General features: G+C 36.8%; 30 protein-coding genes. 7 read left to right on the top strand and 23 right to left on the bottom strand.

The window, feature by feature from the left end:
• Nucleotides 1-13 precede the first annotated feature (13 nt).
• The 7 genes from comGG to comGA are packed head-to-tail and all read right to left on the bottom strand — an operon-like array spanning nucleotide 14 to nucleotide 3992.
• On the bottom strand, nucleotides 14-397 hold the full coding sequence (gene comGG, locus C1726_RS19005; RefSeq protein ID WP_102274584.1) for a competence type IV pilus minor pilin ComGG: 384 nt from the start codon (nucleotides 395-397) through the stop codon (nucleotides 14-16).
• Complete coding sequence (gene comGF / locus C1726_RS19000) at nucleotides 387-842, bottom strand: competence type IV pilus minor pilin ComGF (RefSeq protein ID WP_268877054.1); 456 nt, start codon at nucleotides 840-842, stop codon at nucleotides 387-389. Before comGF ends, comGG begins: the two co-directional genes overlap by 11 nt.
• The gene (locus C1726_RS18995) at nucleotides 817-1152 is read right to left on the bottom strand and encodes a phosphatase (protein WP_102274583.1); all 336 of its coding nucleotides are present in this window, start codon (nucleotides 1150-1152) and stop codon (nucleotides 817-819) included. Before C1726_RS18995 ends, comGF begins: the two co-directional genes overlap by 26 nt.
• Nucleotides 1136-1576, bottom strand: a complete 441-nt coding sequence (comGD, locus tag C1726_RS18990; RefSeq protein ID WP_102274582.1) for a competence type IV pilus minor pilin ComGD — start codon at nucleotides 1574-1576, stop codon at nucleotides 1136-1138. The genes C1726_RS18995 and comGD overlap by 17 nt, the downstream gene beginning before the upstream one ends.
• Nucleotides 1569-1904, bottom strand: coding sequence for a competence type IV pilus major pilin ComGC (comGC, locus tag C1726_RS18985; RefSeq protein ID WP_102274581.1), 336 nt, complete (start codon nucleotides 1902-1904; stop codon nucleotides 1569-1571). Before comGC ends, comGD begins: the two co-directional genes overlap by 8 nt.
• Nucleotides 1904-2935, bottom strand: coding sequence for a competence type IV pilus assembly protein ComGB (comGB, locus tag C1726_RS18980; protein ID WP_102274580.1), 1032 nt, complete (start codon nucleotides 2933-2935; stop codon nucleotides 1904-1906). The genes comGC and comGB overlap by 1 nt, the downstream gene beginning before the upstream one ends.
• Entirely contained in the window at nucleotides 2922-3992 is a 1071-nt protein-coding gene (comGA, locus tag C1726_RS18975; protein ID WP_102274579.1) for a competence type IV pilus ATPase ComGA, read from the bottom strand. The genes comGB and comGA overlap by 14 nt, the downstream gene beginning before the upstream one ends.
• Before the next feature lie 301 nt (nucleotides 3993-4293).
• On the opposite strand from comGA, the gene C1726_RS18970 reads away from it, so the two are divergent.
• Together C1726_RS18970 and C1726_RS18965 are read left to right on the top strand one after the other, a co-directional pair.
• Complete coding sequence (locus C1726_RS18970) at nucleotides 4294-4995, top strand: helix-turn-helix transcriptional regulator (protein WP_102274578.1); 702 nt, start codon at nucleotides 4294-4296, stop codon at nucleotides 4993-4995.
• Nucleotides 4996-5078: 83 nt separating this feature from the next.
• Nucleotides 5079-5321, top strand: coding sequence for a DUF2626 domain-containing protein (locus C1726_RS18965; RefSeq protein WP_102274577.1), 243 nt, complete (start codon nucleotides 5079-5081; stop codon nucleotides 5319-5321).
• A 60-nt stretch (nucleotides 5322-5381) separates the two neighbouring features.
• Here the strand turns inward: C1726_RS18965 and C1726_RS18960 are convergent, their stop codons facing one another.
• Nucleotides 5382-6443, bottom strand: coding sequence for a class I SAM-dependent methyltransferase (locus C1726_RS18960; RefSeq protein WP_102274576.1), 1062 nt, complete (start codon nucleotides 6441-6443; stop codon nucleotides 5382-5384).
• A 683-nt stretch (nucleotides 6444-7126) separates the two neighbouring features.
• Nucleotides 7127-7765, bottom strand: a complete 639-nt coding sequence (locus C1726_RS18955; protein ID WP_102274575.1) for an MBL fold metallo-hydrolase — start codon at nucleotides 7763-7765, stop codon at nucleotides 7127-7129.
• Nucleotides 7766-8050: 285 nt separating this feature from the next.
• Between C1726_RS18955 and C1726_RS18950 the strand changes: the two genes are divergently transcribed.
• Entirely contained in the window at nucleotides 8051-8224 is a 174-nt protein-coding gene (locus tag C1726_RS18950; RefSeq protein ID WP_082631840.1) for a DUF2759 domain-containing protein, read from the top strand.
• Nucleotides 8225-8447: 223 nt separating this feature from the next.
• Here C1726_RS18950 and C1726_RS18945 read toward each other — a convergent pair whose 3' ends face one another.
• From C1726_RS18945 to C1726_RS18890, 12 genes are all read right to left on the bottom strand, one after another.
• Nucleotides 8448-8762, bottom strand: coding sequence for an MTH1187 family thiamine-binding protein (locus C1726_RS18945; protein ID WP_102274574.1), 315 nt, complete (start codon nucleotides 8760-8762; stop codon nucleotides 8448-8450).
• Between the two features lie 21 nt (nucleotides 8763-8783).
• The gene (locus C1726_RS18940; protein ID WP_102274573.1) at nucleotides 8784-9929 is read right to left on the bottom strand and encodes a YqgU-like beta propeller domain-containing protein; all 1146 of its coding nucleotides are present in this window, start codon (nucleotides 9927-9929) and stop codon (nucleotides 8784-8786) included.
• Nucleotides 9930-10043: 114 nt separating this feature from the next.
• The gene (locus C1726_RS18935) at nucleotides 10044-11231 is read right to left on the bottom strand and encodes a M14 family metallopeptidase (RefSeq protein WP_102274572.1); all 1188 of its coding nucleotides are present in this window, start codon (nucleotides 11229-11231) and stop codon (nucleotides 10044-10046) included.
• 109 nt (nucleotides 11232-11340) lie between these two features.
• The gene (locus tag C1726_RS18930; protein ID WP_102274571.1) at nucleotides 11341-13242 is read right to left on the bottom strand and encodes an LTA synthase family protein; all 1902 of its coding nucleotides are present in this window, start codon (nucleotides 13240-13242) and stop codon (nucleotides 11341-11343) included.
• Nucleotides 13243-13520: 278 nt separating this feature from the next.
• Nucleotides 13521-13724, bottom strand: a complete 204-nt coding sequence (locus C1726_RS18925) for a YqgQ family protein (protein WP_102274570.1) — start codon at nucleotides 13722-13724, stop codon at nucleotides 13521-13523.
• A 120-nt stretch (nucleotides 13725-13844) separates the two neighbouring features.
• Nucleotides 13845-15305 carry a spore germination protein gene (locus C1726_RS18920; protein ID WP_102274569.1) on the bottom strand — a complete coding sequence of 487 codons (1461 nt, stop codon included), beginning with the start codon at nucleotides 15303-15305 and terminating at the stop codon, nucleotides 13845-13847.
• A 115-nt stretch (nucleotides 15306-15420) separates the two neighbouring features.
• Complete coding sequence (locus tag C1726_RS18915) at nucleotides 15421-16962, bottom strand: rhomboid family protein (RefSeq protein ID WP_102274568.1); 1542 nt, start codon at nucleotides 16960-16962, stop codon at nucleotides 15421-15423.
• Nucleotides 16963-17150: 188 nt separating this feature from the next.
• The gene (locus C1726_RS18910; RefSeq protein ID WP_102274567.1) at nucleotides 17151-17351 is read right to left on the bottom strand and encodes a hypothetical protein; all 201 of its coding nucleotides are present in this window, start codon (nucleotides 17349-17351) and stop codon (nucleotides 17151-17153) included.
• A gap of 37 nt (nucleotides 17352-17388) precedes the next feature.
• The gene (locus C1726_RS18905) at nucleotides 17389-18174 is read right to left on the bottom strand and encodes a DUF92 domain-containing protein (protein ID WP_102274566.1); all 786 of its coding nucleotides are present in this window, start codon (nucleotides 18172-18174) and stop codon (nucleotides 17389-17391) included.
• Nucleotides 18167-18739, bottom strand: coding sequence for a 5-formyltetrahydrofolate cyclo-ligase (locus C1726_RS18900; protein WP_102274565.1), 573 nt, complete (start codon nucleotides 18737-18739; stop codon nucleotides 18167-18169). The genes C1726_RS18905 and C1726_RS18900 overlap by 8 nt, the downstream gene beginning before the upstream one ends.
• 484 nt (nucleotides 18740-19223) lie before the next feature.
• Nucleotides 19224-19373: a 50S ribosomal protein L33 gene (gene rpmG, locus C1726_RS18895; RefSeq protein ID WP_009332954.1), complete on the bottom strand. Its 150-nt coding sequence runs from the start codon at nucleotides 19371-19373 to the stop codon at nucleotides 19224-19226.
• Between the two features lie 153 nt (nucleotides 19374-19526).
• On the bottom strand, nucleotides 19527-20198 hold the full coding sequence (locus tag C1726_RS18890) for an FHA domain-containing protein (RefSeq protein WP_102274564.1): 672 nt from the start codon (nucleotides 20196-20198) through the stop codon (nucleotides 19527-19529).
• A gap of 168 nt (nucleotides 20199-20366) precedes the next feature.
• Here C1726_RS18890 and pbp4 point away from each other — a divergent pair, with 168 nt between their 5' ends.
• Both pbp4 and C1726_RS18880 read left to right on the top strand, forming a co-directional pair.
• Complete coding sequence (gene pbp4 / locus C1726_RS18885; RefSeq protein WP_102274563.1) at nucleotides 20367-22403, top strand: penicillin-binding protein PBP4(5); 2037 nt, start codon at nucleotides 20367-20369, stop codon at nucleotides 22401-22403.
• Nucleotides 22404-23237 carry a hypothetical protein gene (locus C1726_RS18880; protein ID WP_102274562.1) on the top strand — a complete coding sequence of 278 codons (834 nt, stop codon included), beginning with the start codon at nucleotides 22404-22406 and terminating at the stop codon, nucleotides 23235-23237. It abuts the gene before it with no gap.
• 82 nt (nucleotides 23238-23319) lie between these two features.
• Here the strand turns inward: C1726_RS18880 and C1726_RS18875 are convergent, their stop codons facing one another.
• Complete coding sequence (locus tag C1726_RS18875; protein WP_102274561.1) at nucleotides 23320-23937, bottom strand: hypothetical protein; 618 nt, start codon at nucleotides 23935-23937, stop codon at nucleotides 23320-23322.
• A 29-nt stretch (nucleotides 23938-23966) separates the two neighbouring features.
• Entirely contained in the window at nucleotides 23967-25355 is a 1389-nt protein-coding gene (locus tag C1726_RS18870; RefSeq protein ID WP_235822802.1) for a glycosyltransferase family 4 protein, read from the bottom strand.
• 372 nt (nucleotides 25356-25727) lie between these two features.
• Between C1726_RS18870 and C1726_RS18865 the strand changes: the two genes are divergently transcribed.
• Both C1726_RS18865 and C1726_RS18860 read left to right on the top strand, forming a co-directional pair.
• On the top strand, nucleotides 25728-26117 hold the full coding sequence (locus C1726_RS18865; RefSeq protein ID WP_180968244.1) for a hypothetical protein: 390 nt from the start codon (nucleotides 25728-25730) through the stop codon (nucleotides 26115-26117).
• On the top strand, nucleotides 26110-26580 hold the full coding sequence (locus C1726_RS18860) for an endolytic transglycosylase MltG (RefSeq protein ID WP_102274560.1): 471 nt from the start codon (nucleotides 26110-26112) through the stop codon (nucleotides 26578-26580). The genes C1726_RS18865 and C1726_RS18860 overlap by 8 nt, the downstream gene beginning before the upstream one ends.
• Nucleotides 26581-26588: the final 8 nt, after the last annotated feature.

Below are 26588 nucleotides of genomic sequence, written 5' to 3'. Positions count from 1 at the left end.
TTCAAATCCTCACTCAATTTTTTTCATTCCATTTTATCATTTTCTTAAGTTCTTTGTCATAGTAACCAACTCCAGTGATTTCTGGGGAATCCTTCATTGTTAAAACAAATGTTACCCGAAGAAGGCTGTCTGTAACTTTTACGGAATGATAATTTACCTCGCCATCCAAGAAAGAATATATGCCTGATCCCCCCTCATTCTCTTCTACTAAAAGTTGCTCTTCCGTCCATTTCATCGCACTTAAAAAATAATATTCTTGTTTTAGCATCGTGACTGTTTCGTTTATTATTCTTTTCTCGGAAATGTATAATTCAAGATGAATAGAGAGGACAACAAAGGCAAGGAGAATCACACAAAATGTTAGAGGATAAGAAAAACCCTTTTCATTACGGATCATAGTCTGCCTCCATATTAAGGAATGAAATGAAGGACGCAGTATGCTGTTGATGGAATATATCTTTTACAGTTAGCCGGATGCCATCATGTAACTCATCAAATCGGACCGTTTCCACCTGCTGTAAAACAATTTCATGCCCTTTATCATCTACTCTTCGCCTAATATTTGTTCCATGCTTATCAAACAGTATAGTCTGCCCATCTTTCTTTAAGATAATTTTATCATTGAATACAAACAACTCGTCAGATAGCCGGACTTCCTTTTTCAATTGCTGTACAAAAACATGCCATTCCATTATTTTATTTCTCGCTTCAAACTGTTCATTTTGGAATAGGTATTTAAAGCTAAGGGGAAAAAAGGAGACGATTATGAGGAAAACTGAGAATGAATAGAGCATTTCTGTCATTGTAAAGCCTTTATTATTCAAAGATTTCACACGTTTCATAGGACTTTTGGAGAAAATCTTCATATTTAATGCATACCTCCATATTCGCAGATTCCCCATTCTCCTTTGTAATAATCTCATATAAAGTTTGGTTGACTACAATTGTTTCATTGAGTGGATATACCGATCTCTTCTTCGAATCTATTAAACTTTCGTATAAAATTTCAGCAGCAAGGAATTCCTGTCTGACTTGGAGAGATTGATTAACAGCTTGAATAATCAATGGAAAAAGGACACTTGCAATGAGTAGCCATGCAGAAAGAGTTAATAACAATTCTGCCAGGAAGAATCCATCATTCTTTCGCCACATAAAATCTCCCCTTACCGATTAAGAAGGTCATTCTGTACCATACTTTATCCACTTTGATCAAAAAAGAGCCAAATCGATTAATATTCCCATCAGGCTTAAACTGAAAAAATAACTTCATGGAGCCTTCTTTGATTGTGACCACTTCAGGAATTTCCCTTTTTATAAGGAATCCTTTATTATAGCCCTCGCGTAAATAATAGGAATTCTCCTCTGGGAGAATATTAACAGTAACCAAAACTTGATGTGACATGGCATATTGCTGTCCATATAATAGGTCGGCTCTTAACTGGCTGATAAATTGCTGTTTTTCAAGAGAAACAAATTGAGATTTAAACACGAAAGCAGAAATAGAAGCAATAATGAGGAATACACTCAATACAAACAGGGATTCTAATAATGTAAAGCCATCTTCTGAGTTAATCATTAGAGGATGATTCCTTTTGATTTGATGATACTTTTCCATCTGTAATCACTATAGCTTCTCCATTTGGACAAGTTGTTTCATTTTCGTTCAAATATTTTTCATCCACTAAAGCTTTTACATCTGAAGGCGGTTTTTTATGCTCGATTTCATATGCCTGCACCTGGGCTTGAACCATCTTTACATATGCTTCACATCCTTTTTTATTGATATTTCCATTATGCTTAGTAATATTCGGTATTGTAATAATCAGCAGAACTGAAATGACGAGAAGGACAATCATCATTTCAAGCAGTGTAAATGCATATTCATTTTTGATTATTTTCAACATTAAAACCCCTCCAATAAATGAAACATCGGTAATAATACAGCTAAATACATGGATACAATTAATAAGCCAATAAATACATACAAACATGGCTGGACCGTTTTTAACGTTTTTTCTGTTCTTTCCTCCAGCAGGTTTAAACAATACCGGCTAAAAAAGAATAGCTCTTGATCTAATTTTCCATTCTTTTGTCCGTGTCTAATAATATGAGCAAGCTCACTTTCGAAAAATGGATACCTTATTAATATATCCTCAAGCCTATCCCCCTTCCGCAAGCCATCCTTTAATTCCTCGCCAAGCTCTTTGTAAAGCGGCTGTTTATCATTGTTCTCAAATAAGCTAAGCGCTTCATGAACGGATAATCCTCCTGCTATTAAATAACTAATTTGCACAGAAAAATAGTGAGTATAAAACAATTTGAAAAACACCCCAAGAACTGGAATAGAGACAAGTATTTTCTTTTGTTTGATTTGAGAAAAATGGCGAAATCTGCAGTAGTAGTAAAATAAGAGAAGAAGGAATAATAAAAATAGACACATCATGAGGTACGGCATCATTTCGCCGAATATGGAAACTGCCTGTGTGAAGAAATTAGGCTTGAGGCTCATAGAGATAAAAAGTGAGGAAAATCTAGGCAATATTATTCTCTCAACAAAAATAAATAAGACAGCAGTAATAAAGATCAAAAATAGAGGATAAACTAACAATTTTTTTAGCTTTTCCAAATCACTATCCCGCTTCAGCATCATTTCACTTCCATCTTGGAAGGCATTGGCTAAACCGCCGTGCTGCTCAGCAAAATACACATAGCCAATCAAGTGATGATTAAACCGAAGTTTAGCCAAAACCTGATAAAAAGGGTAGCCTTCTCTTAGATCTGCCAGACACTGACTAAGCTCAAGTTTCTTTTTGTTTGGCAGCTGAAATAAAAGGGATTCAATTGCTTCTGATAAAGGATAGCCTCTGGCAAGCAATTCACCGATTCGTTTTAAAAAAAGGCATTGCTCCTGCAAACTCCACTTACGATTGATCATGTTCAAGCACCCACCGCTCATATTCTGTCTCTTTGATAAAACCAAGTGCAATTCCCTTTTTTATAATATCCTTTATCGTTCGGTATTTAATAATAGCCTCTTCTCCCCTCGCCGCCTTCATAGTAGCATTCAATGCCCTCCCAGCTAAAAGCTCAAAAACACTTGCTCTTTTCAACCTGCCATAGCAATAGCAGTATGGGGAACATTCCCCATAACAAAACGGACAGGCTAATTCCACAAGCCTCTGTGCAGTTACTGCCACAAGAGTCTGCTCTATTTCTACTGCATCCACACCAAATTCGCTCAACCTGTAGATGGCTCCTCTCGCATCCCTCGTATGCATTGTTGAAAGAACTAAATGGCCTGTTAGCGCAGCCCTCACTGCAATCTTGGCTGTTTCTGCATCCCTGATTTCCCCAACCATTATGATATCTGGATCATGTCTTAAGATTGCTTTTAAACCAGTGGCATAGGAAACACCAGCTTTTTCGTTCACTTGAACCTGTAGCACCCGATCATTTTCTTTTTCAATAGGATCTTCAAGAGTGATGACATTGCGATTGAACATATGGGAAGTTTCATTTAGAAGTGAGTAAAGAGTGGTTGTTTTACCTGATCCAGTCGGACCTGTAAATATGATTAATCCGTGGGCATGTTTTAATAGGGCAAGCAGTTTTCGGGTCATACTAGGGAATAAAGAAATTTGGTAGAAAGGAATTTGTTCTTGCTGTGGGAGGATTCGGATGACTAAGCTTTCATTATGGCTAGAGGGGAGCGTTGAAAAACGGAAACCAATCATTTGGCCATCAATTTGATAGGAGTACGCACCACTTTGCGGTCGTCTCTTTTCTCCGATATCCATTGAAGCTGTAAACTTGAAGTGTGATATAAGTCTGTCACATTCTTCTTTCGGCAAGTAAAGTCTGGGAATTAGTTTGTTAGCAAGACGCAATTGAATGAGGGTATCTTTTCTTCGGGGAACAATGTGGATATCAGATGCATGATTTCTAACAGCATCTTTAATGATTCTTTCGGCTAGCCTTTCAATCGTATTCAATTGAATCGCACACCACCTTTTCATTTGTTAGGAGTTTAATTCGACCTTATTATATATTCTCCTGCTTTTTTTGACAAATAATTCGATTAAAAATATGAAATTTTCATAAAATAAGGATTCAAAGAATAGACAAATATTAATTTACATTAGAAAATTTGTTGAAATTTATCAAAATTTATATAAATTTGTGACTTATGTTATTGGTTTAATTGTGAACTTTTTATAAACTAATAGTGAATACAGTGTTAACCCTTTATAGCTGTATTATAATGGAATCAAATCCTACTTGAGGTGAATATAAGTGGAACAAACGTTAAAAATAACAAATGTATTATCAGATCCAACACGCTATTATATTTATCAATACATTACAAAAAGACATAAGGATGTAACTGTACAGGAAATAGCAGATAACTTCGACATTCATCCAAACGTAGCCAGACTCCATCTATCAAAGCTTGAAGATGTAAACATGCTCGTCTCTGATACCCAGAAAACTGGTAAAGGCGGGAGACCAAGCAGATTATATCGCCTATCTCAAGATGTGATTCAGTTACATTTTCCTTACCGTGACTATCAGCTGCTTTCAAAAATTGCCATGCAAACCATGCTCTCGCTTGGAGAAGAAGGAAAGAAAGCCTTGTATTTGACAGGAAAGTCATTTGGCAAGGAATTGGTAGAACAAGAAATAAACCGTACTTCGAACAACAATGAAGAACTTTCATTTGAACACAAACTGAACATCCTAAAAAATGCATCTACCTTATCAGGCTTCCATCCGGAATTTGAAGTAAATGAGGATCAAAGCAAAATTTATTTCCAAATTTATAACTGTCCATTTAAAGAAGTAGCTCTTGAACATGCTGAATCAGTATGTAATATGCATTACGAATTTCTAAAGGGCATGTTTGAGGCACTGTTTAATTCCATCGAGTTAGTTGAAAAGGAAAATATGCTTGGCGGCTGCGATTCTTGTTCTTATCATGCAATCGTCACAAAGTAGCAACAAAGGTTATTTACTTTTATCTATCATTTAACTTATAATATGTAATGATGTGAATTGCTAGGGGAAAAGGAGGGATACATATGGATCGTATGTATAAGGTTTGTGGATTTTGGACGGGAATATTTGCTGTTATGTTTTTCTTAGGAGATATGTATACAACGTCTTTAATCTTCTTTGCCCAAACAGGATTCTTCCTGCTTTTAAGCTACTTAAAGCTTTCTGAACGTATGTATTTGTATGTTTTTGCAGGATATTTAACTGTGTTTTTCGTAGGCTTCACTTATTGGACCACATTTATGATGGTTCCAGGTGCTGGTCACTAAAAACCAAAGTTTAGCTACATAATAAAAAAGCGATGGATTCCATCGCTTTTTTATTATCCTTTATACTCCTTTCTGCTGCAAAATCACATGAAAGGATGAGCTTATTCCCCCTGGTATAATAAGACTGCGTATCGCCCGATTTCTTTTGCTTATATCTGAAAAAGGATTCGGATCGTAATTCTCCTGAAGTTCCTCTAGAATTCCTGCAGCTAGCAAAAATTCATCCTGTCTCCATGTATTCTCATGCTTTAACCCTAATTGATTCCCTATTTTGATAAACGCATCAATATGAATATGGCTTGTTATATCCATTTCCCCAGGACGTTCGAGAATATTATTAATTTGCTGATGCTTGAAATAGCCCCTTAAACTCCCATTCCTTCTTGCTGGCTCTAGCCATTCTTCATTTGTATAACCATAATCAACCGTAAGCACTAACCCTCTTTGAATAGTCTTGGACATGCTTATAATCATTGATTCCATCTGTAATGGGATTTCAATACGCTGCTGATTATTCAATTTTAACCCGCTACGTTCGAGAAAAGATTTAATTTCTTCATTATTTAACGGTTCAAGACTCTCAACAAGCAAATCATCCTTCACTGAAATCATGACCTCTTGCAATTGACCAGCTTGATTTTCTATTACATGGACTGGAAACGCATCAAATAATTCATTAGAAAAAATCAAACCATCAAAAGGTGAGATTTCCTCCAAACTTGCAATCTGCTTTATATTCTCATCAAAAATTAATTCCTCCTGCTGTAATTTCCGATGATAAGGGCTTTCTTCTAAAATAAAATATTGAATCGGTTTAGCGGATATCATCTTCCACTCATCAATAAAGGCTTTAGCAAACCGACCTGTCCCAGCACCGATTTCGCATATGGAAAATGGAAGATCTAGTTCAGTTGCTTTCCTGTAAAACCATTTAGCAATGGATCTGCCATATATGTCTGAAATATTACTTGTCGTAATAAAATCTCCTTCACGTCCAATTTTCCTTTTATCATTCATATAATAACCATATTGTGGATGATAAAGTGCTTGCATGATGTAATCTGCAAATGTAATTTTTCCAAATGGATTCTTTTGTATATATTCCTTTAAATAATTTATCATTATGATTCTCCTAATTAATGAAGAAGATAGTGGATAAAACTAGAGGCAATGCTAGAATATTTTTTTATCCCTATTACTTTTCACCATTGACATAGTGTTAACTTTATTATATTCTACTATTAGTAGCTTAACTATATCCCCTCCCATTATATGAATAGAACATCCCCCAGAAAAGCCCTTCTCCTTGGAGAAGGGCTTTTCTATTTGTCTAGACGCCTTCGCTTTTCTTTGTCCAGCTGCAGCTCCTAGCGACTACTAGACTTCAGGCTTCCTCCCTACGATTAGTCAACATCGATTCGCTTTCGCTCTTCGTGTTTCCTTTATCTCAGTCCGGAGCCCTCCAGTCTATACGTCGCTGAACAGTCGCCTCCGCTTTTCTTTGTCCAGCTGCAGCTCCTAGCGACTACTGGACTTCAGGCTTCCTCCCTACGATAAGTCAACATCGAATCGCTTTTGCTCTTCGTGTTTCCTTTATCTCAGTCCGGAGCCCTCCAGTCCATACGTCGCTGAACAGTCGCCTCCGCTTTTCTTTGTCCAGCTGCAGCTCCTAGCGACTACTAGACTTCAGGCTTCCTCCTTACGATAAGTCAACATCGATTCGCTTTCGCTCTTCGTGTTTCCTTTATCTCAGTCCGGAGCCCTCCAGTCTATACGTCGCTGAACAGTCGCCTCCGCTTTTCTTATTAATACCCATTTAAAAATGGATTTGAATCCATTTCTTGTCCAATTGTTGTGGCAGGGCCGTGTCCTGGAAGCACAATTGTTTCTTCAGGCAAAATTAATAATTGCTCATGGATGCTTTTAAGCAGCTGGGCATGATCTCCCCCAGGAAGATCCGTCCGCCCAATACTCCCGCTAAATAATGCATCCCCAGCTATCACAAATCCCGCTTCTTTAAAGTAAAATGATAAACTGCCTGGTGAATGGCCCGGCGTTTCTGCGATTTCAAAAGAAAAACTGCCAATTTTCAGTTCCTTTTCGTCTGTTAATACATAATCTGCACGGTTTCCTTTCACAGGCTTGCCTATTTCAAACAATTGTGACCCATTTAAAGCCGGGTCTATTAGCCAGTCGGCTTCTTTTTCATGAATATAGACCGGGATATTGAATTTCTTTCTAATCTCCTCCACTGCACCAATATGATCAAAATGTGCGTGAGTAAGGATAATCGCAAGGGGTTTTAGCTGTTTTTCAAGAATAAAGCTGCTTAATTTCTCTCCTTCTTCCCCTGGATCAAAAATTAAACAAGTATTATTATCTTCTTTTGAAACAATATAACAATTTGTTTGTAATAGACCTAATGGAATTTGATGCCATTCCATGATTAACACCTCCGTTTGTGGATATATGCACTAATTTTACACTATATTAACAAAGAAATTAAAGGAAACTCATTTATTATCGGAAAGTGAAGATATTTTATACTATAAAAGGGAATAGTAGGATGAACGACATAGAAGTGTCACTTTTTGACCTCGACAAATAAGAGAAAAAAATATAGAATATAATACGAATGTATATATAGTATTACATACAGGTTCCATACCTGAATATGATTTTCCAATGGGCATATGCCTGATTATCATAACAAAAGGGGGCTTTTATTTATGGGAATCGTCATTATCTTCTTTTTAGTTGCCATTTTAGCAGCTTATGGTGCTTGGAGTGCTCTTAAAAATAAGAATATTCTAGGTTTCGTTTTTGCTGCCGGTTCATTCGTTGTATTTGGCGGATTTGCATTATTAACACTAATCAACAGCGGATACCCTGCAACACACTAACTAGAAATGCGGAGGCGACTGTTCAGCGACGTATGGACTGGAGGGCTTCGGACTGAGATAAAGGAAACACGAAGAGCGATAGCGATTCGATGTTGACTTATCGTAAGGAGGAAGGTTGAAGTCCAGTAGTTGCTAGGAGCCGAAGCTAGACAATGAAATGCGAAAGGCGCCTTGATCAGGTGCAATAAAAAAGAAGGATCCCATCTCTGGGAATCCTTCTTTTTTATTGATTGAGCTGGTTCTCAACACGTTGGACTTTTTCTTCCATTTTTCTTTTTACATCTCTTCTATCATCAATACGAATATTTGTTGCTACCCTCATAAGACCTTTTTCAAAAGGAACTTCATGCATAGCCTGTATGACCTCGAATAAAACAGGAAGCTCTCCTTCGATTATCGTATTCATTGGCGTTAACTGGAAGCGAATTTGCCCCTTCTTTTCATAGTCCATTAATACACGCTGAATATCAGCTACATAACTGCTTACACTCGGTGTTTCAGTCCCAATTGGAATAACGGTTACGTCTACTATTGCCATCTTTACCATCCTTTTTTCTAGTTATTCTTCCTTAATGATAGGCATAATATCTTTTGAATCCATATTGATTAGCTTTTCATAATAAAACCCGTACAAACAATGACTTCCATTTGGAGAGCAGCTTAAAGGCTCATTTTCCATCTTCTCGAAAACCACTGTCTTTTCTCCATTTTCGATATTTAATGAAAGAAGCTGAAACCCTTCGGCATATGTATCAGCTTCCGAACTATACTTAGGAGCAAAAGTATAAAAGTGATCCTTCTCATCAAAATCAAAGTACGGGATTAGCCAGTCAGAAAATCTCGTTAAATGCGGGATGTTTAAGACTGTTAGCTTATTAAGATCACTGGATAGAAAAGTATATGCCGACTCATTTATTTTATCATTAGGAACAGTAATGGTCATGATTAAATTCTCGATTGCCTTCATATTGTATACATTGTCTAGAATTGTATCGTCCTGTTCACTAAATATAAATTTCTTTTTTAGAGGCGCAAATAACAAAGCTTCCTCTTGTCCCCAATCTAAAAAAACAAGCTCATCCTTGCTCTTCCAACCTGCAAATGGCTCCTTTAATGGAATAGGAATCAGCTTTTTCTCTTTAAGATTCATTTGATAAGTAGAAAAGTCCCAGCTTTCTGTAAATGAGGAAAGAAGCAGCTGATCCTCATCATAAGGATTCCACTCAAAAACAAAGTCAAATGCTTCCATTCTTTCAGACATTATCTCTTTCCCATAACGATCAATAATTGTAATAATCCCTTCAAAGGTTGTTGGCACAGTATGAACCAATAAACGTTCACCTGAAGGACTAGCAATAACTGAGGATACCGGGGACTCACTTTCAAAAATCAGCTGGTTTTTACCAGTATATATATTATAAGTATACACATGAGATCCTAACCCGACATTCGTTATGTACACAATTTCTTCATTATTTAGCCAGCTGCTCACACTGTTAAATTGACCTTCTTCTATTTGGACAGGAAGCTTTAACTCTTGATCGAGAAAAGCAGGTGGAATCGCTTCCTTTATTGTTTCCTTCTGATGATTCTTTAAAGAATGCTGTTCCGGCTCTTTATTTACTGTGCATCCTGCAAGAAAGAGCAAAAGGAAAATGCATAAAAAAATAGCCTTTCTGTATTTCTTTCTTTTTTTCCAGAGCAACTTCCACCCCTCCTTCCAACCCAATTAACTAATTATACGAAAAATATAAGAAGAATGTTTCAATTATTTCAAAATTATTTCAAAAAGAAAAGCCGTTTTATCGGCTTTTTCACCTTACATATATAATGCAGCTAGATAAATACCAAGCACTTCCTCAAATATTTCATCAAACTGAGATAATGGCAACGGATTAATCCCTGACCCTAATTCAATTGTAAATCCAGGTCTTCGAAAATCTTGAATAAACCAATCCTTATATCCCGCATAGCTATCAATATATTGTATTGGTGTATATCCGCTCACTCTTGCAAATTCAGCAGCTAATACACTAGATTCCCTCGGCTCTAGCCCTTCAAATCCCCAATAAAATTCTTCGCCTTGGGTATGAAAGGCAAGCATGCGATCAAACTTCCTTGTTCTAGCCAGATTAGCCATAGCTATCGATTCAGGTTCAGTTAAAGGCGCATCTCCAGGATAATCACGCGGTGCAGGAGCTTTCTCTGCTTTTCTTTCCTTCTCGATCTCCCACTTTGCCGGGAATTGATTATTTAAGTCCACACCTCTTATATTTGCCTTCCAGCCAGTAAAATCAGTACTTCCTTTATTGATTTGTATCACTTCTTCTCTCAGCTCATCCGGCGGCCCGTTTAACACTAAATCTACTCCATCGGGATTTACCATCGGCACAATGGAAAGGTCCACAGCTTGATATAGGGGCATAGCTGCTACACCTCTTATTGGCTTCACATTTGTTAATGATAACAGAAAATGATTCAGAAGTGACATTAAAACACCTGAGGTGATCCATTCATTTGCATGAAAGGAAGCATTAAAATGTACTTTCTTTGTTCCTTTGCCTAGACGGATTTCTTGAATGGGCTTTCCTAATACACTTTTGCCAATATTATTTATCTGAATGAAAGGAAAGATGGATTTCAGTTGCGCAATATCTGCTGTTAAGGCTTTAAAGTTGTACTGCCTTTCCCCATTAACGACCGGTGAGATCACTCTTTGAGGAATCATGATTGTTTTTCCGACCTGCAGCTGATTTGGGTTCACATTTTGATTTAGCAATAGAAGTGCATCAACCGATAAATGTCTAGCCTCACTAAGTTTCCAAAATGTATCGCCTTTTCTCAGCGTATATTTTTGAATGATAAATCCAGGGATTTTCACTTCTTGACCTATCTGTAAGGTGGATGTATTAATCGTTGGATTCGAATCAATGATCAAGTTTATTGGGATCATGAAAAGCCGGCTATAATACCATAATGTATCGCCAGAACGTACTTGGACCTTCATTATTTTTACCCTCCTTCATCCATTCATTCATATGAAATAGGGAAGAAAAAAATGACTTCACACTTTTCCCAATAAAAAAAACCTGTAGAGTACAGGTTTTTTCTACGTTTTAATTTGTATCAATTGCCGGCTCATTTTTTAGGAATGTTGAGTTATGAACCTGATTATTTTCGTAAAATCTAAGTAAATCCCCATAGATGATCTTGTCAGAATACTCAAGCTCCTGAGCGGCCTTTTCTATAAAGGGTTCACATGCTGCATCATCAGTTGATTCACCAGTCATTTTATCATAGCAAGTTTCACGAGTATAAATATAATCCTTCGTTATAAAACTTCCATCACGCAGTACAGTAAATTCCATTTTATCTTTTGAAAAGAGATCTGAACCAAATTCAATGGTATTCTTTGTATTCACACCGAGTAAATGCAGAAGTGTCGGTTTTAAATCAATTTGACCTGAGACAGTAGAAATTGTTTTCCCTTCTTGACCAGGAATATGAATGATTAAAGGGACCCGCTGCAGTTGAGTACTTACAAATGGAGTTACTTCTTCACCTAGAAATTCACTCATCGCTTTATTATGGTTTTGGGAAATTCCGTAATGATCCCCATAAAGGACAATAATAGAATCGTCATATAATCCTTCCTGTTTCAGCCGTTCAATAAATAATTTGATGGCCTCATCTGTATACCGTACGGTTGGGAAGTAATTATCAACTGTTTTATTACCAGAAGTATATGGTTCAATCAGCCGGTCTTCTTCCCCTAATTCAAATGGATGATGATTTGTTAGGGTGATGAATTTTGAATAAAATGGCTTTGGCATTTCTTTCAAGTGCTTAATAGACTGTTCGAAGAAATCGATATCCTTCATTCCCCATCCAACTGAATTTTCATCAGATACATCATAATCGGTTAATGAATAATACCGGTCATAACCAAAGGAATCATACATAATATCCCGATTCCAGAAGCTTTTGCTATTCGCATGCAAGGTTGCCGAATAGTAACCGTAATCCTTTAATATTTCTGGAGTTGCATTAAATTCATTCCCCGAATGAGTAAAGAACACCGCTCCTCGGTTAAGCGGGTATAGCGAGTTATCTAGAAGAAACTCTGAATCCGATGTTTTCCCTTGTTCGGTCTGGTGGTAGAAATTATCAAAGTAAAAACTTTCTTTAATAAACTGATTTAGGAATGGAGTAATCTCCTGACCATTCACCTTTTCATTTATAACAAAGTTTTGAGTAGATTCCATAGAAATCAAAATGACATTTTTCCCTTTAGCAATGCCAAACATTTCATCATTCGGCTTCTTGTAATTTGCATGGATATAGTTATCAATATCCACTAATTCGCTTCCATCTGCTAAAGCTCGCTGAGCGGAAGACTTTGATTGAAGAAAAACATCATAAATATGATAATTGTATGTTCCAATATTTTTTACGAGCATTTCACGGTCAAATGTACGAGTAAGAAGCTGAGGGCGTTCTGTTTCAGCTAATCCTAGATTGAAAAAAGCAAAGGCAATCGCTATTAGGAAATAAGCTCTGCGATCTACTTTAGTGAAAGATTTACTTGAGATAAAGTTCGGTTTAAATTTGACAATCAGGACCAGCAGTAGAAAATCAGCAAAATAAATAAGATCTGTCACACTTAAAAGATCACTAACGCTGCTTCCTAAATCACTCATATTGCTCGTTTGAAAAAGGACAGGGATTGTTAGAAAATCATTAAAAAAGCGGTAAAATACTACATTTGCAAACAATACAAAAGATATGACAAAGCTGGTTATAAGAATATAGCGATTTTTATTTTTCTCCTTCATAAATAAGCTGATGCCAAAAATAAAAAGCAGAAAACTTAAAGGATTAATAAACAAAATAAACTCTTGCTTCCAGTTTTCTATCTTTATATCAAAGCTAGTCTTATAGACAATATACGTTTTTAGCCAAAGCAATACAGTTGCAATCACAATCAGCGATAGCTTTGACCCTTTCAATTTATTCATACCGGCTGATACCCTCCCTGTTTTTTAAAGAACAGATGTGGAATTTTCATATTTGTTTCCATTTTCAGGATGAATCGGATAAATCAAACAATATCTTAATACTTTTTTTACAAAAAATCAATTGTCCATTTACACTAGTTTTATAGAATGTAAGGATGGCTAATGTACCATTACCCACAATTATAGACGTTTGAAACCTAAAAAAGTTTCATGATTGTCCAAATTTTAGGAAAACAAAAAGAGCAGGCATTAAAAAAATGGCTGCTCTTTTTGAAGATTCATCTAGATTTTTCTCTTAACATCTGTGCCTCATGTCTTAATAGCAATATGGCAGATTGGTATTCCTTTGTATCAATAAATTGGGCTTTGTATAATTCCTTTACTTCCTCCTCCATTAATTCTAAATCCGCTACCCTGTTTCCAATATAAATAATGGTGCCAAACCGTTTAAGCAGTTGCTGAATATCGTAAATTGTTTTCATTCTTTACCCCATTGTCTTTAGAAATATAATTGGTATTTTCACATAAAAAGTATATGTGAAATACATACATACCACAAGTAGGACGATTAAATGCTTCTTAAATAAGAAACCTTATCCCCCTTACCTGTCCGGGTCCTTAGGATGTAAAAATCTCGGTCTCCGATTCTTCAGCGGAATTGGAGAACGCAGCAGGACATCTCTAAATGCACGCAAATTAAATGGAATAAATGGCCAAAGATATGGGACACCAAAGGATTTTAGTCTTGCAAGCATGAAAATGAATATCAATATTCCAACAACAAATCCATATGTATGGAAAATACTTGTTGCAAGCAGCAAACCAATTCTCATAAGCCGATTAGCAAGGCTCATTTCGTAGCTAGGTGTCGAAAATGTACCAATAGCTGCAATCGCTAAGTACAATACCACTTCATTAATAAATAAACCAACTTCAACCGCGACTTGTCCAATCATTAAAGCAGCTACAAGTCCCAGTGCCGTGGCAAGCGACGATGGCGTATGAATAGCAGCCATCCTGAGAATATCCAAACCAAGCTCAATCAATAAGAATTGAACAATTAAAGGAAGCTGGCCCATATCATTCGGACCTATATATGACAAATGATCTGGCAACAGCTCAGGCTGGATTGCAAATAAATACCAAAGAGGCAGCAGAAAAATAGATGCCCAAACCGCTAGAAAACGGACCAACCTTAAATATGCTCCCACAAGCGGTTTGTTTCGATACTCTTCTGCATGCTGCAGATGATGCCAAAACGTAGTCGGTGCAATGATTACACTTGGCGAACCGTCCACAATAATGCATACATGCCCTTCATATAAATGGGCAGCTGCTGTATCGGGTCTTTCCGTGTATCTAACCATTGGGTAAGGGTTCCAATGACGGCCAGAAATAAATTCTTCAATCGTTTTTTCTGCCATCGGCAGCCCGTCCGTATCAATTTTTGATAAGGAATCTTTAATCTTTTTGACCAAATCCGGATCAGCAATATCCTCGATATAACTAACAACAATATCCGTCTTTGAACGTCTGCCCACTTGCATGTATTCCATTCTTAATGTGCGGTCTCTTACCCTTCTCCTGGTTAATGCTGTATTGAAGACTATAGTTTCAACATAGCCATCTCGCGATCCGCGGACAACCCGTTCCGTATCAGGCTCTTCGGGACCTCTTACAGGATATGTACGTGCATCAATAAGGATTACCTTATTAATTCCATCAACAACAAGAGCAGTTGGACCAGCCAATACCGCATCTACTACTTTATCGAGCTCATCTGCTGTTTCCACTTCAACATATGGGATATATGATTTAACGAGCTTTGAAAGGGTATCTCCTTCTAAATGCTCTTTATCCAAATCACTGAGCTCTTTCATTAAATAATGTAAAATATCATCTTTGACAAACCCATCTACAAAAAAAAAGGCCATTTTTCTTTCAGCATACACAGCATCAAGCTGGATCACATCAAAACTCTTATCTACTCCAAGCGCTTCCTTTAGATATTTTGTATTTTCATCTAAATCTGACTGCACTCTCTTCTTTTCCTGTGGCTCCAAATCATTTTCGCCCCCATTATTCTTCCTTACTTTTCGTTGAATCCTATTTAACAGCTTAGACATTCAAAAAAAAAATCATACCAATAATTGGTATGATTGAAGATAAAGGGGGACTCTATTTTATATAATTGTTAATTTCTTTAAGCAAATTTGTATAATCTGTTTGTTCAGGCTTTAATTCAACTGCCTTTTCTGCACACTTTTTTGCTTCTGAATAGTTTTTCTCATCTATATAGATTAGAGCTAAATTATAATAAGCTTCGTGAAAATCCGCCCTCTCTTTAATAGCCAATTGCAAATGTTCTTTTGCTTGAGCGAATTCCTTCAAGTTAATTTCCGCGTAGGAAAGTAAAAAATACACTTCAGCAGATACGTCCTTCTCTTTTGAGTAATCCTGCAGCAAATTTTGAGCCTGTTCATAATCTTCTGTCTCAATATATTCCTGTGCCATAATTAAAGCGGATTGTTCATTCAACAATCTTCCTGGTTCGTTAAAGCCATAATTCAGCAAACCTGCAAAAAGACCAGCCGTTATAACTAAAAACAGCAGCTGCCAAGCAAGTCTTTTTTTCTTCGGAAAATGTACAATTCCTGCTGCAAGAAATCCAGCGATTAACCCACCGATATGTCCGGCCATATCAATACTTGGCATAGAAAATCCAAACATTAGGTTAATACCTAATATAAGTAAGAGATTAAAGCCCATTGTTCGGAAAAAAAGCTGCGGATAAATCACCCCAAAGTATAGAAGTGCCCCAAAGAGCCCATATATCGCTCCACTAGCCCCTGCAGATAGAGAAGGACTAAAAATAAAACTTGCTATGGAACCGCCAAAGCCAGCAATTAAATAGATAAGAAGAAATCGCGACTTGCCAAAAATTCTTTCAATGACTGTTCCTAAATAATATAAGGAGACAGTATTCATTAGCAAATGCAATATCCCTATATGAAGAATAATAGGGGTGAAAAAACGCCACCACTCGCCTTCTAGAATAAGCGGATTAAACTTCGCTCCATACTTAATCAATGTAGATGTATCCGTGCTGCTCCCCACTGATTCAAGAAATAGGAAAACAGCTACTTGAATCATCATGAACACATATGTAAAAAAAGGTTTCCCTTGATTAAAAATTCTTTTCTCTTCTTTTGCTTTGTTCGAAGCAATAGATAATGCTGAAAGTTTTAATTTGTCCACGTCATTCTCAGAGTAGTTTTCTTCTACAGGGAAGGAAATTGAATCATGGAAAATCTTTTGCACTTTCTGAAAACCTTGCTCATAATGAGCACGATCAAAAATAATGGATTGTACCCTCGTTTTTCCATTGGAAGGGAATTGAAAAGGCTCACTAATTCTGAATTCATAATCATCTACCGGTGGATAGGGAGTCACATAAATATTAACAACATTCATGCTGCTCTTTGCAAGCTGTTTTCTGATCCTCTCTCCATTCATCGCGGTCAGCTCAATATCCTTTTGCATCCAATTGCTCCAGTCCAAATTATAACGGAGCAAGCGTATGGTCTGCGCTTCTTTATTCTCCATTTTTTCTAGCCATATTTCGTTCTGCTCCTTTGACAATTGAACAATCCGATATTCTTGATCAGAAATAAAATAATGGGCCAGCCGCCAAAATAGATATTCCTCTTGAAAACTCAAATTTTCTCCTACTCTCTTAGCAAAAATCAAATATTCCATTAGTTCAAACAAAAATCGCCATGAACTAGCCTTTCTTTTACTATAGGCAATTATCCTTCCTTTTGTAAAGCAAGATACTTATTCACATATTCCCCATGTGAATATACATTTAATCCCAAAAGAAAAAGACCTACAAAAAGGTCTTTTTCTTATTTCAATTCTGATGCAGGTCCAGGTGGAAACACCATTTTCATCATTCGATCACGGACACCAGGAATTCCCATGAATGAGCTGACTGCCAGACGACGCAAAAATGGGTTCTTAAACAAAATATTCATTGCACGATAACGATTCTGGAAAAGAAAATACCCACCTAACCCAATAAGCAGAATAGATAGTATGCGACCCATTTTCATCCCTCCTATTTCTAGTTTGGGATGATCCTTATCATTTTATCCAAACGAATAAAATTCCTAGAAGTGCTGCTAAAAGACCGGAAGAATAGTTAACAAGGTCATTGTTCATAAAAGGGAGTCCTCGAATAAATATTGTTTTCTTCCCACAATGACTTAGTGCCTCAACTTCTTTCTTGCATACTTCACATTTATAGACTGCCTGAATGAAGGCACCAAGTACAGTATCCAAAAGATTGCCAAAAAAGCCAAACACAAAGATAACAGAAGCTTCAAAAATTGACAGATGAAAAAAATAAAAAGCTAATAAAGATATCGTGATAGCTCCACTGATTGCCGCAAAGGTCCCTAATAAACTCACCGCTCCAGATGTTCCTGCATCTATTGGTTTAAATGTACGAATGAAGAACGGACGCCGCTTGCTTAAAGAGCCAATTTCTGATGCCCATGTATCTGAGTTTGCAGCAGCAAGTGAAATAGCAAAGCCAATGATCCATATCGTTTTAGGAAGAATCAGGTATAAAAGGCTAAAAAGAGCTGCAGTTCCACCATTTGCGACAACTTGCTGCCAATCACGTCTTGATCCTTTTTCATGGCGTCCTTCTATTTCCACTTTATTTCTTTTTTTATATTTTGACCAATAGCTCGAACTAGCAAAAAAGAAGCCAAGAATGATTAACCCTTTAATCCCAAAACCAAGACTTACAGAAAGACCGACAAAGAAAGCAGCAATGCTTCCAGACATGGTCAATAACCGAAAGGAGTAACCGCAAAAGGCCATGACAGCGATAAAAAAACTAAGAAAAACAACACTATTCATTCATTTTCTCGTCATTTTTCACAGTTATTATTTTGTTAACAGGAATATCATGCTCTTCAATCGGAAGTTCAGCTACAAGCTGTGGCGTAAATGCTAGTGAAACCGTCTGTCCAGCAAAACCTGCAAGGTATCGATCATAATACCCTCCGCCAAATCCAATTCTGTAGCCATTCTTTGAAAAAGCAAGTCCGGGTACAATGATTAAATCAATTTCTTTTGCTGGAACTTCTCTTGTCACGGCTTCAATAGGCTCGAGTAATCCATAATAGACGGATTCTAGCTGATTAAATTTTGTTAACGTACGAAAGACCATTTCCTTGTTTCTAGGAAGACATTTAGGAATGACTACTCGCTTTCCTTCTTCCCAAGCTTTTCTTATTATCTGATATGTATCAACTTCTGGTGATTTAGAAATTGTCACCGCTATAGTGTTTGCTTCCTTCCAAAGGGTATCCTGAAAAAGCAGCTGAGCAATTTCATAAGAATCATGTTCATATTGAGGCTTCTCGATTTTTGCAAGTTTATCCATTATCTTCTTGCGAATCATTTGCTTCTCATTTTTCATCTCTTCATCTCCCCAATTATTTCTGAACAGTCGCCTTCGCTTTTCTTTGTCTAGCTGCAGCGCCTAGGGGCTCGAGGTCATAAGCCATTCCAGCTTGAAGGTTAAAGAACAACCTTCCATCCGGCCTGTCTTATGCTTGTCGCCCCTGTCAAGTCGCCTTCGCTTTTCTTTGTCCAGCTGCGGCTCCTAGCGTCTACTGGACTTCAGACTTCCTCCTTACGATAAGTCAACATCGATTCGCTATCGCTCATCGTGTTTCCTTTATCTCAGTCCGGAGTCTTCCAGTCCATACGACGCTGAACAGTCGCCTTCGCTTTTCTTTGTCTAGCTGCAGCGCCTAGGGGCTCGAGGTCATAAGCCATTCCAGCTTGAAGGTTAAAGAACAACCTTCCATCCGGCCTGCCTTATGCTTGTCGCCCCTGTCAAGGCGCCTTCGCTTTTCTAATTTAAACAACAAAAAAAGCAGTAGGAATCACCCCACTGCTTATTTTGTCTCACGATGTGTAGTAGAACGCTTATCTCTTGGGCAGTATTTTTTAAGCTCAAGACGATCTGGATTGTTTCGTTTATTTTTTTTAGAAATATAGTTACGATCTCCACATTCTGTGCAAGCTAACGTAATATTCACACGCATGTAATTTCCCTCCAAACTATTGATGACTAGTTCGTTCATACGACTTTTCTATAATATCACTTTTTATTATGAAATGCTAGTGTGTTTTTTAAAAGTGAGTTTATTAATTATTATTTGCCTTGAAATTCTAGCTATTATATTCAATTCATAAAGTTATTTCAGGTCGATTTCCATATAGTAGCCTTTTTGAGCGACTGCTTTTATTGTGAGGTAGCCTTTAACACGTTTACGCACCCGGTATAGAAGTGAAGCAATTTCTTCTGCAGTCACAATTTGATCGGGATCTCCAACTCTCTCAGGCCACACATTTTTGATAATCTCCTCTTTCGAAATGAGATTATCCATATTCTCATACAATAATTTTAAGCAAGTAAATTCCTTTGCAGATAATTTAATTGGTATTTCACCAATAATCAGCGTTTGCAAATAATCATTGATTGCAATGCTTTGCGGTATAGCTACGTTCATCGAGGTAATTTCTCTTGTGACATCATTGTCAATACATATATACAGTTCAATCATCCCGTGAATCAAAGTTATTTTATCTCCAGGCTCTATGATGCAGGGTTCATTAGGCACAAGCTCCTTCTCATTAATTGCCGTGCCATGTTTGCTCCCTAAATCTTTAATATAGAGCTTGCCTCCCTTCATATATATTCGACAATGTTCCCTGGATACAAAATCATTGTATAGCTTGAAATCAACATTCGAATGCTGGGTGGCTCGTCCAATCAAAAGGCTCCTTCCCTCAGAGACATAAGCAAAATCCTCAGCTTGCCCTTTATGTATAGATTTCAACACAATCTGAAAAGTTTTGTTGCTCATTTACTTATAATCCCCTTAAAAATCAAAATATTGCGATTCTTTTCATAAACTTATCATTTCCAATACATGGCTGACCTATGGACTCAATTTTATAATTATAACGGATCAAACGCTTAAATATAAAGAAAAAAGCAACATGTATACCTATTTACGAAAGAGGGAGTAACAATGAAGAAAGGACTTGGAGTTTTGCTGATAATGATCATAGTGTTAGGCAGCGTTCTTATATGGAATTTTTATCGAGTTGAACAAACAACCCCGGAACAAGTATTTAATAACTATATAAACCAATTTACCGAACAAAATTTCGATGATATGCTTCAATATGCATCAATAGAAGAATTAGAAAACTATAATTATACAAGAAAGAGCCTTACTGAAAAATATCAGGGGATTTTTTCTGGTATAGATGCATCTTCTATCAGTGTCTTAAAAAAGGAACTCCATTACGATGAGGAGAACAGCGCATATAAAGGACGATTTACTGTTATGATTAAAACCTTCCTAGGTGATATCGAGTCAGCTTATGAAGCAGATTTTTTAAAAGAGGATACAGGAAATAATCGAAAGGAATGGAGAGTGAAATGGAATCCATCTATGATCTTTCCAGGAATGGAAAAAGGAGATAAAGTAAATGTTCGTACATTTCTGCCAAAAAGGGGAGTTATCCTTGATAAGTATGGATTTCCGCTGGCAATGGATACGGAAGTTTATGAAATGGGCATAATCCCAGGGAAGCTAGGAAGCTCTAAAGAGGAAAGCATCAAAAAACTAAGTGATTATTTTGATATACCGCAAGAAACTTTTATTAAGGCCCTAGATCAAAAATGGGTAACTGATGATGTCTTTGTCCCAATTGCAACTATGCCTGTAGAATTTCATACAGAAAGTGTAGCTGGGAAGGATTTGCCGGGCATCTCCTTCCAGCGAAAAAAAATCAGGTATTATCCAGAAAAAGAAAGCAGCGCACATCTAATTGGTTATGTAAAGGAAGTAACACTTGAAGATTTACAAAAAGACTCAGAATATACAAGTGGTGATTATATTGGCAATTCAGGACTCGAAGAAGTGTATGAAAAGCAATTACGAGGGAAAAAAGGCGGCATTATCCAAATACAAGATGAGTTAGGAAAGCAGAAAAGTATTATCAAAAAAGTAAATGCCATTGATGGAGAAAACATCAGCCTTACGATTGATTCAACTTTGCAAAGTGAAATGTATGAAGCGATGAAACAGGATGCGGGTGCCGTAACAGCCATGAATCCTATAACTGGGGAACTTCTTGCATTAGTCAGTTCTCCTTCTTTCGACCCCAATTTAATGGTGAGTGGAATGACGGTAGAGCAGTGGCAAGCTTATAGCGAGGATCCAGAACTTCCTTTTTTAAATCGTTTCACAAGCCTTTATGCTCCAGGTTCAACCTTTAAGGCTATTACCGCAGCAATCGGTTTGACCGCAGGAACAACATACCCGGAGAAAAGGCGGGAAATCTCCGGCTTGCGCTGGAAAAAGGACAATAGCTGGGGAGGCTACTATGTAACACGTGTAAAAGATGTGCCTTCTGTTAATATGATTGATGCAATCGCTTATTCAGACAATATTTATTTTGCACAGGAAGCTCTCGAAATGGGCGCTGACGTGTTTGAAAAGCATGCACTAGCCTTTGGTTTTAAAGAGGGATTTAGTCTGCCAATTTATTTAAAACAAAGCCAGCTGTCCAATAACGGGATACGGAATGAAATCTTGCTGGCTGATTCTGCTTATGGTCAAGGAGAGGTATTAATGTCTCCCGTTCATTTAGGAGTGGCGTTTACTCCATTTATCAATGGCGGAGATATGGTCATGCCTGTATTAATTGATAATAATGAAAAGGCACCCGAGCGCAAACCGATCATTTCAAATGATGTAGCTGATCGCGTTAAAGAGGCATTAATTCAAGTAGTAGAACGTGAAGAGGGAACCGCTCATAACCTGAAGACAACTAAGGAGATTCTTGGAGCAAAGACAGGAACCGCAGAACTTAAAACTAAAAAGGGCGAGGATGGCTTGGAGAACGGGTTTACTGTTGTTTTTGACACAAATTCTCCCTCTATATTAATTACCGCCCTAGTAGAGGATGTAAAAAATCGTGGAGAGAGTCATTATGTAACAGCGAAAATCAAGCCAATTTTAGATCACTATCTTACCCGGAAGGAGTCTAACTAATTGTACGTTAACAAAAAAGAAAAAAGGGATGTTACCAAAAAGTTATTAGTTATTGTCATTTCCGCGATGCTGATTTTTCTAATTGGGATACTGACCGTTTGTTATTTTTTTATTTATTCGTCTTCAGAGAATCATATAACTGAAAAGGAAGAGAAGAAAAATATAAAGGAAGAAGCCATTCCAATTGTAGATGCGTATGGAGGAAACTATCTTCATACCACCGGACAAAAGGTTCGGCAAAAAGACTGGGGAACCTTTACATTGCAGCAAATATCCCCAATAAACAAAACGTTTAAAATATCCACTATGGTCATTCAGTTAAAAGAGATAAAAATGATAAAGCTCTCTCAGATGAATGAAGAAAAAAAAGCGGAACTTAAGGAATTTACTGGATTAAGCTTTGCTGAAACCTATGCACTCTATTATAAAGATAATCTGAGTATTGAAGAGATATATGAGAAAGAAGCATTAACAAAAAGTGATATAGGGAAAGAGATTACATATATTGAAATCTCTTATACAGTGGAAAATACTTCTTCAAACGAGCTTCAATTCTTCAGTATGGAAAATGTATCATTCAATAAATATTTACATTACAATGTACCTGAAAAAAACTTCATTTATTCAGGAGATACATTAATAGGAACAAAAAGCGTTAGCAGAATCGATAATAAATCAAATGAAGCAAGAGAAGGGCTGATTGGATTATTACTTGATCCTGATAAAAACATCGATAAGCTAACCTCTTTTTCATTTACAACCTCTGATATTCTTGATGGCGACTCTCATGAACTGCTCACAAAGGCGAAGACGTTTACCATTTCATTAAATTAATATTAGCACCGTTGTATGCCTTAATAGAAAATGCCGTGCAGAGTGGAATCTGCTCGGCATTATTATTTTTGACCGGCTAATGCTAATTTATTATTTTCTTTTTTAAAAATGAGCTGTTTAAGTGTATTAGTTCAGCCTCATCATTTCCATTAATAACCCATGTTTCCCCTTCAAATGTGCCTTTCCCCATAAATTGATAGTCGTATATTAACAAACTAACGACATTTCCTTTTGCCATTGGACGATACTGTATCTTTCCAGACTCTAAACAATCCCAGATTCTGTTTTTATAAATATTCCAAAGCGGTTGGACCGTATACGTTTTTCTTACTTCGCCTTTGCCAATACATCCATTTACTAAATGTACCTGTTCATCTGCCATATGAAAAACAGCATTTTCTGTTGGAGAAATAAATGATACATGGTTGTTATCCCAATATTGGGTCCTGTGCTGAAAAAGAACCTTAACAGTTTTAGGATGATCCCGATGATTGATCACTTCAAAACTAGATAATTGAGCATTATGAAGATCATAATCTTGTTTTAAATGTAAGGATATCCCTTCTTCCAAAAAAAGTTCGGCTTTCCCTTGTTTCATCCAATAAGTACTCCCATTCACCCAAATACCTGGGATCACATGAAGACCAGCTATTAATGTATGATTTTTACTATAAGATTGTACACAAGTCTCTGTTTTCATTATTCTTTCACCTCCGAAAAATACTGAATCTAAACATTAAGCCTCAACGTTTCCTCGTAAACCCTTACTGTATCTTCAGCAATTCCTTGCCAGCTGAAGTTTTTTTCGACCATAGTTTTTCCATTAAGACCCATTCTTTTAGCCCCGAGTTCATTTTCCAGAAGACTGGAAGCCAATTTAATAAAGCTTAATGCATCTCCCGGTTCCATTAATAGACCAGTCAATCCGTGCTGGACAATTGACTTTAGCCCACCTGTCTTTGAAGCGATGATTGGTTTCCCATGCTGCATCGCTTCTAGGGCAACAATACCAAATGGCTCATACCTGCTTGGAAAAACAGCTAACGTACAAACCTTAAAAAGGGCGTTCTTAGTCTCCTCTGAAATAAATCCGACAAAAAATACATTGCTTAAATGAAGCTGCATGACCCTCATTCGATAATCTTCAAGCATAGGTCCTGCTCCAGCAACTATAAAATAAACATCAGGATATCGATCCTTCATTAAAAAAGCCGCTTCTATAAGCGTGTCAAACCCCTTTTCCTTGACGATTCGTCCGATAGAAAAGATTAGACGTTTATTTACTTGCAATGGCAGAGGCAATAATTCATCCTTTTTCGATTCAAAAGACAGACCTTCCTCGACACCATTAGGGATAATAGCTATTTTTTTTGCGCTTACTTCAAATATCTGAACAAGCTCCTCATTCATATATTCACTGCAAACAATTAAATGGTCTGATATCATTACTAACTGCCGTTCTTCATCATGAATGAAGCTTTGCAATTCTGTATAGATTCCATTGTTTCTTCCATGCTCTGTCGCATGAATCGTACTGATAAGGGGAAGCTTTAAGCAAGTCTTAATAAAGGCTGCACTTTCGGCTACAAGCCAGTCATGGGCATGTATAACTGAAAAAGAATGTAATCTTGCTAATTGTAATGCCTTTTCAGCAATTGCTTCATTTAAACCAGCAACCCATTCGAGGAAATCATTGTTGGTGTCACAGCGAGGCCGCACACGGTAAATATGGACCCCCTCAAGTATTTCCTCATTGGTCAAATGACCTGGATTAGCTGTAATCACAAATACCTTATACCCTAATTTTTGAAGTCCGAGTGAAAGACCATGAACATGCTTTGCAAGCCCACCAATTAGATGCGGGGGATATTCCCATGCAAGAAGAAGAATCGTTAAATAATCAGCTTTTTTTATTGCGGGGCAATAACTTTCATCCAATAAGTACTTTTGAAAAATAGTTTTTAGATCCCCATTTTTATTACTATTTAATTTTCTTACTGTCTCTTTTTCATAATAACTATATGTACTCACATATTCTGACCAAGGCAGTGAATTATAGACCAACTCAATCTCCATTGAATGGGCGGTTTGTGTTCTTTTCTTCCTATTTTTATTCATCATCCACCTCATAACATTGAACACGGAAGCCAAATAACTAAATTATGATAAAAAGAATCAAAATATTCCTATATCTATATCTTTATGTTAGCACCGAAAGACATGACTCACAATGAACAGAAATTGTCGTTTCATGCTGCATCCTTATTTAACTAGGTAAATAGAGTAAAAAAAATTTACACCCTTGCTATTAGTGAGCAATTTGACAAAATACACCCTATTTTTCAACAAATAAAACGACAAAACCGCTAACCGTTTTCTTAGGGAAAATGAATCTCATCGAATTTTGTCAATAATCATGGTAGAATATCTTCATGACATGAAGCCAGTGTCAATATTTATTTTGTATTGTACAAAATCGAGGTGTTTTTTTTGGAATATGTAATGATTGCTCTGCTTGCCTTTGCATTGATCCTGTTCATTATTTCCGCTTTTTTAAAAGACCCATATAAAATCATAAGGGAGGAAATAGATCAGCTTTCCATGCAGCAAATTCAAGAAATGTATGTAATAAAAAAGAAATTAAAAGTGTTAGAAGAAGAATTACTTGTCGGTGAGGAGGGATTTCAGCCCTCTACATCCATTCAGCAGCCATATCCTTCTGAAAGAAAAGAAGTACATGAGATCATTAAAAATCAAGTATGGTCATTAGCCCAGCAAGGATTAACTGTGGATCAAATTTCTCGGCAATCATCCTTACCTCCTAATGATGTGGAAACTATTTTAAGTGAGATGATTGAAAGAGGGCAACGGTATGAATAGAAGAAATACACGAGCTTTTGCCTTAGGGGTACTGTTTTCTGTTTGTATTTTTGGAATTTTTCATTTTACTATTGAGGATAAAAAAGCACCGGAAATGAATATTGATCGTGCAAAAACCTTTTTAGAGGAAAAAGGTTATGTTATTTTAACAAAAGACAAATACAAACAGATGGACGAAACCCTTTCTAATCAGACTAGTAAAAGAGAAAAAGAGCAAACTCCTTTGCCTGACCCCTCACAATCAGAAAAGTCGATTACTGCTTATCAGCTAAAAATTATGAGAGGGATGGTTTCACGCGATATTGCTAATATACTCGCTAAGGAAAAAGTCATCGATGATGCAAGCAAGTTTGAATTTTACTTAGTGGAAAATGGGTACAGCAAAAAAATCCAGCTTGGTTCGTTTAAATTAACATCACAAATGAGCTATAAGGATATTGCAAAAATCATCACAAGTAGCTAAGGGAATAT

The sequence above is a fragment of the Cytobacillus massiliigabonensis genome (genome assembly GCF_900199725.1).
In the GTDB taxonomy this organism is placed as follows: Bacteria; Bacillota; Bacilli; order Bacillales; family Cytobacillaceae; genus Cytobacillus; species Cytobacillus massiliigabonensis.
Note: the sequence above shows the minus strand (reverse complement) of the source record. Positions and strands in the feature narration are given on the sequence as shown.

Bases quoted from the DNA above. Each gene is read 5' to 3' on its own strand.
- comGG (WP_102274584.1), bottom strand. From the start codon at position 397: ATGATCCGTAATGAAAAGGGTTTTTCTTATCCTCTAACATTTTGTGTG.
- comGF (WP_268877054.1), bottom strand. From the start codon at position 842: ATGAAACGTGTGAAATCTTTGAATAATAAAGGCTTTACAATGACAGAA.
- C1726_RS18995 (WP_102274583.1), bottom strand. From the start codon at position 1,152: ATGTGGCGAAAGAATGATGGATTCTTCCTGGCAGAATTGTTATTAACT.
- comGD (WP_102274582.1), bottom strand. From the start codon at position 1,576: ATGATTAACTCAGAAGATGGCTTTACATTATTAGAATCCCTGTTTGTA.
- comGC (WP_102274581.1), bottom strand. From the start codon at position 1,904: ATGTTGAAAATAATCAAAAATGAATATGCATTTACACTGCTTGAAATG.
- comGB (WP_102274580.1), bottom strand. From the start codon at position 2,935: ATGATCAATCGTAAGTGGAGTTTGCAGGAGCAATGCCTTTTTTTAAAA.
- C1726_RS18965 (WP_102274577.1), top strand. From the start codon at position 5,079: ATGGATCGTATGTATAAGGTTTGTGGATTTTGGACGGGAATATTTGCT.
- C1726_RS18960 (WP_102274576.1), bottom strand. From the start codon at position 6,443: ATGATAAATTATTTAAAGGAATATATACAAAAGAATCCATTTGGAAAA.
- C1726_RS18955 (WP_102274575.1), bottom strand. From the start codon at position 7,765: ATGGAATGGCATCAAATTCCATTAGGTCTATTACAAACAAATTGTTAT.
- C1726_RS18950 (WP_082631840.1), top strand. From the start codon at position 8,051: ATGGGAATCGTCATTATCTTCTTTTTAGTTGCCATTTTAGCAGCTTAT.
- C1726_RS18945 (WP_102274574.1), bottom strand. From the start codon at position 8,762: ATGGCAATAGTAGACGTAACCGTTATTCCAATTGGGACTGAAACACCG.
- C1726_RS18935 (WP_102274572.1), bottom strand. From the start codon at position 11,231: ATGAAGGTCCAAGTACGTTCTGGCGATACATTATGGTATTATAGCCGG.
- C1726_RS18930 (WP_102274571.1), bottom strand. From the start codon at position 13,242: ATGAATAAATTGAAAGGGTCAAAGCTATCGCTGATTGTGATTGCAACT.
- C1726_RS18925 (WP_102274570.1), bottom strand. From the start codon at position 13,724: ATGAAAACAATTTACGATATTCAGCAACTGCTTAAACGGTTTGGCACC.
- C1726_RS18910 (WP_102274567.1), bottom strand. From the start codon at position 17,351: ATGGGTCGCATACTATCTATTCTGCTTATTGGGTTAGGTGGGTATTTT.
- C1726_RS18905 (WP_102274566.1), bottom strand. From the start codon at position 18,174: ATGAATAGTGTTGTTTTTCTTAGTTTTTTTATCGCTGTCATGGCCTTT.
- C1726_RS18900 (WP_102274565.1), bottom strand. From the start codon at position 18,739: ATGAAAAATGAGAAGCAAATGATTCGCAAGAAGATAATGGATAAACTT.
- rpmG (WP_009332954.1), bottom strand. From the start codon at position 19,373: ATGCGTGTGAATATTACGTTAGCTTGCACAGAATGTGGAGATCGTAAC.
- C1726_RS18890 (WP_102274564.1), bottom strand. From the start codon at position 20,198: ATGAGCAACAAAACTTTTCAGATTGTGTTGAAATCTATACATAAAGGG.
- pbp4 (WP_102274563.1), top strand. From the start codon at position 20,367: ATGAAGAAAGGACTTGGAGTTTTGCTGATAATGATCATAGTGTTAGGC.
- C1726_RS18875 (WP_102274561.1), bottom strand. From the start codon at position 23,937: ATGAAAACAGAGACTTGTGTACAATCTTATAGTAAAAATCATACATTA.
- C1726_RS18870 (WP_235822802.1), bottom strand. From the start codon at position 25,355: ATGAATAAAAATAGGAAGAAAAGAACACAAACCGCCCATTCAATGGAG.
- C1726_RS18860 (WP_102274560.1), top strand. From the start codon at position 26,110: ATGAATAGAAGAAATACACGAGCTTTTGCCTTAGGGGTACTGTTTTCT.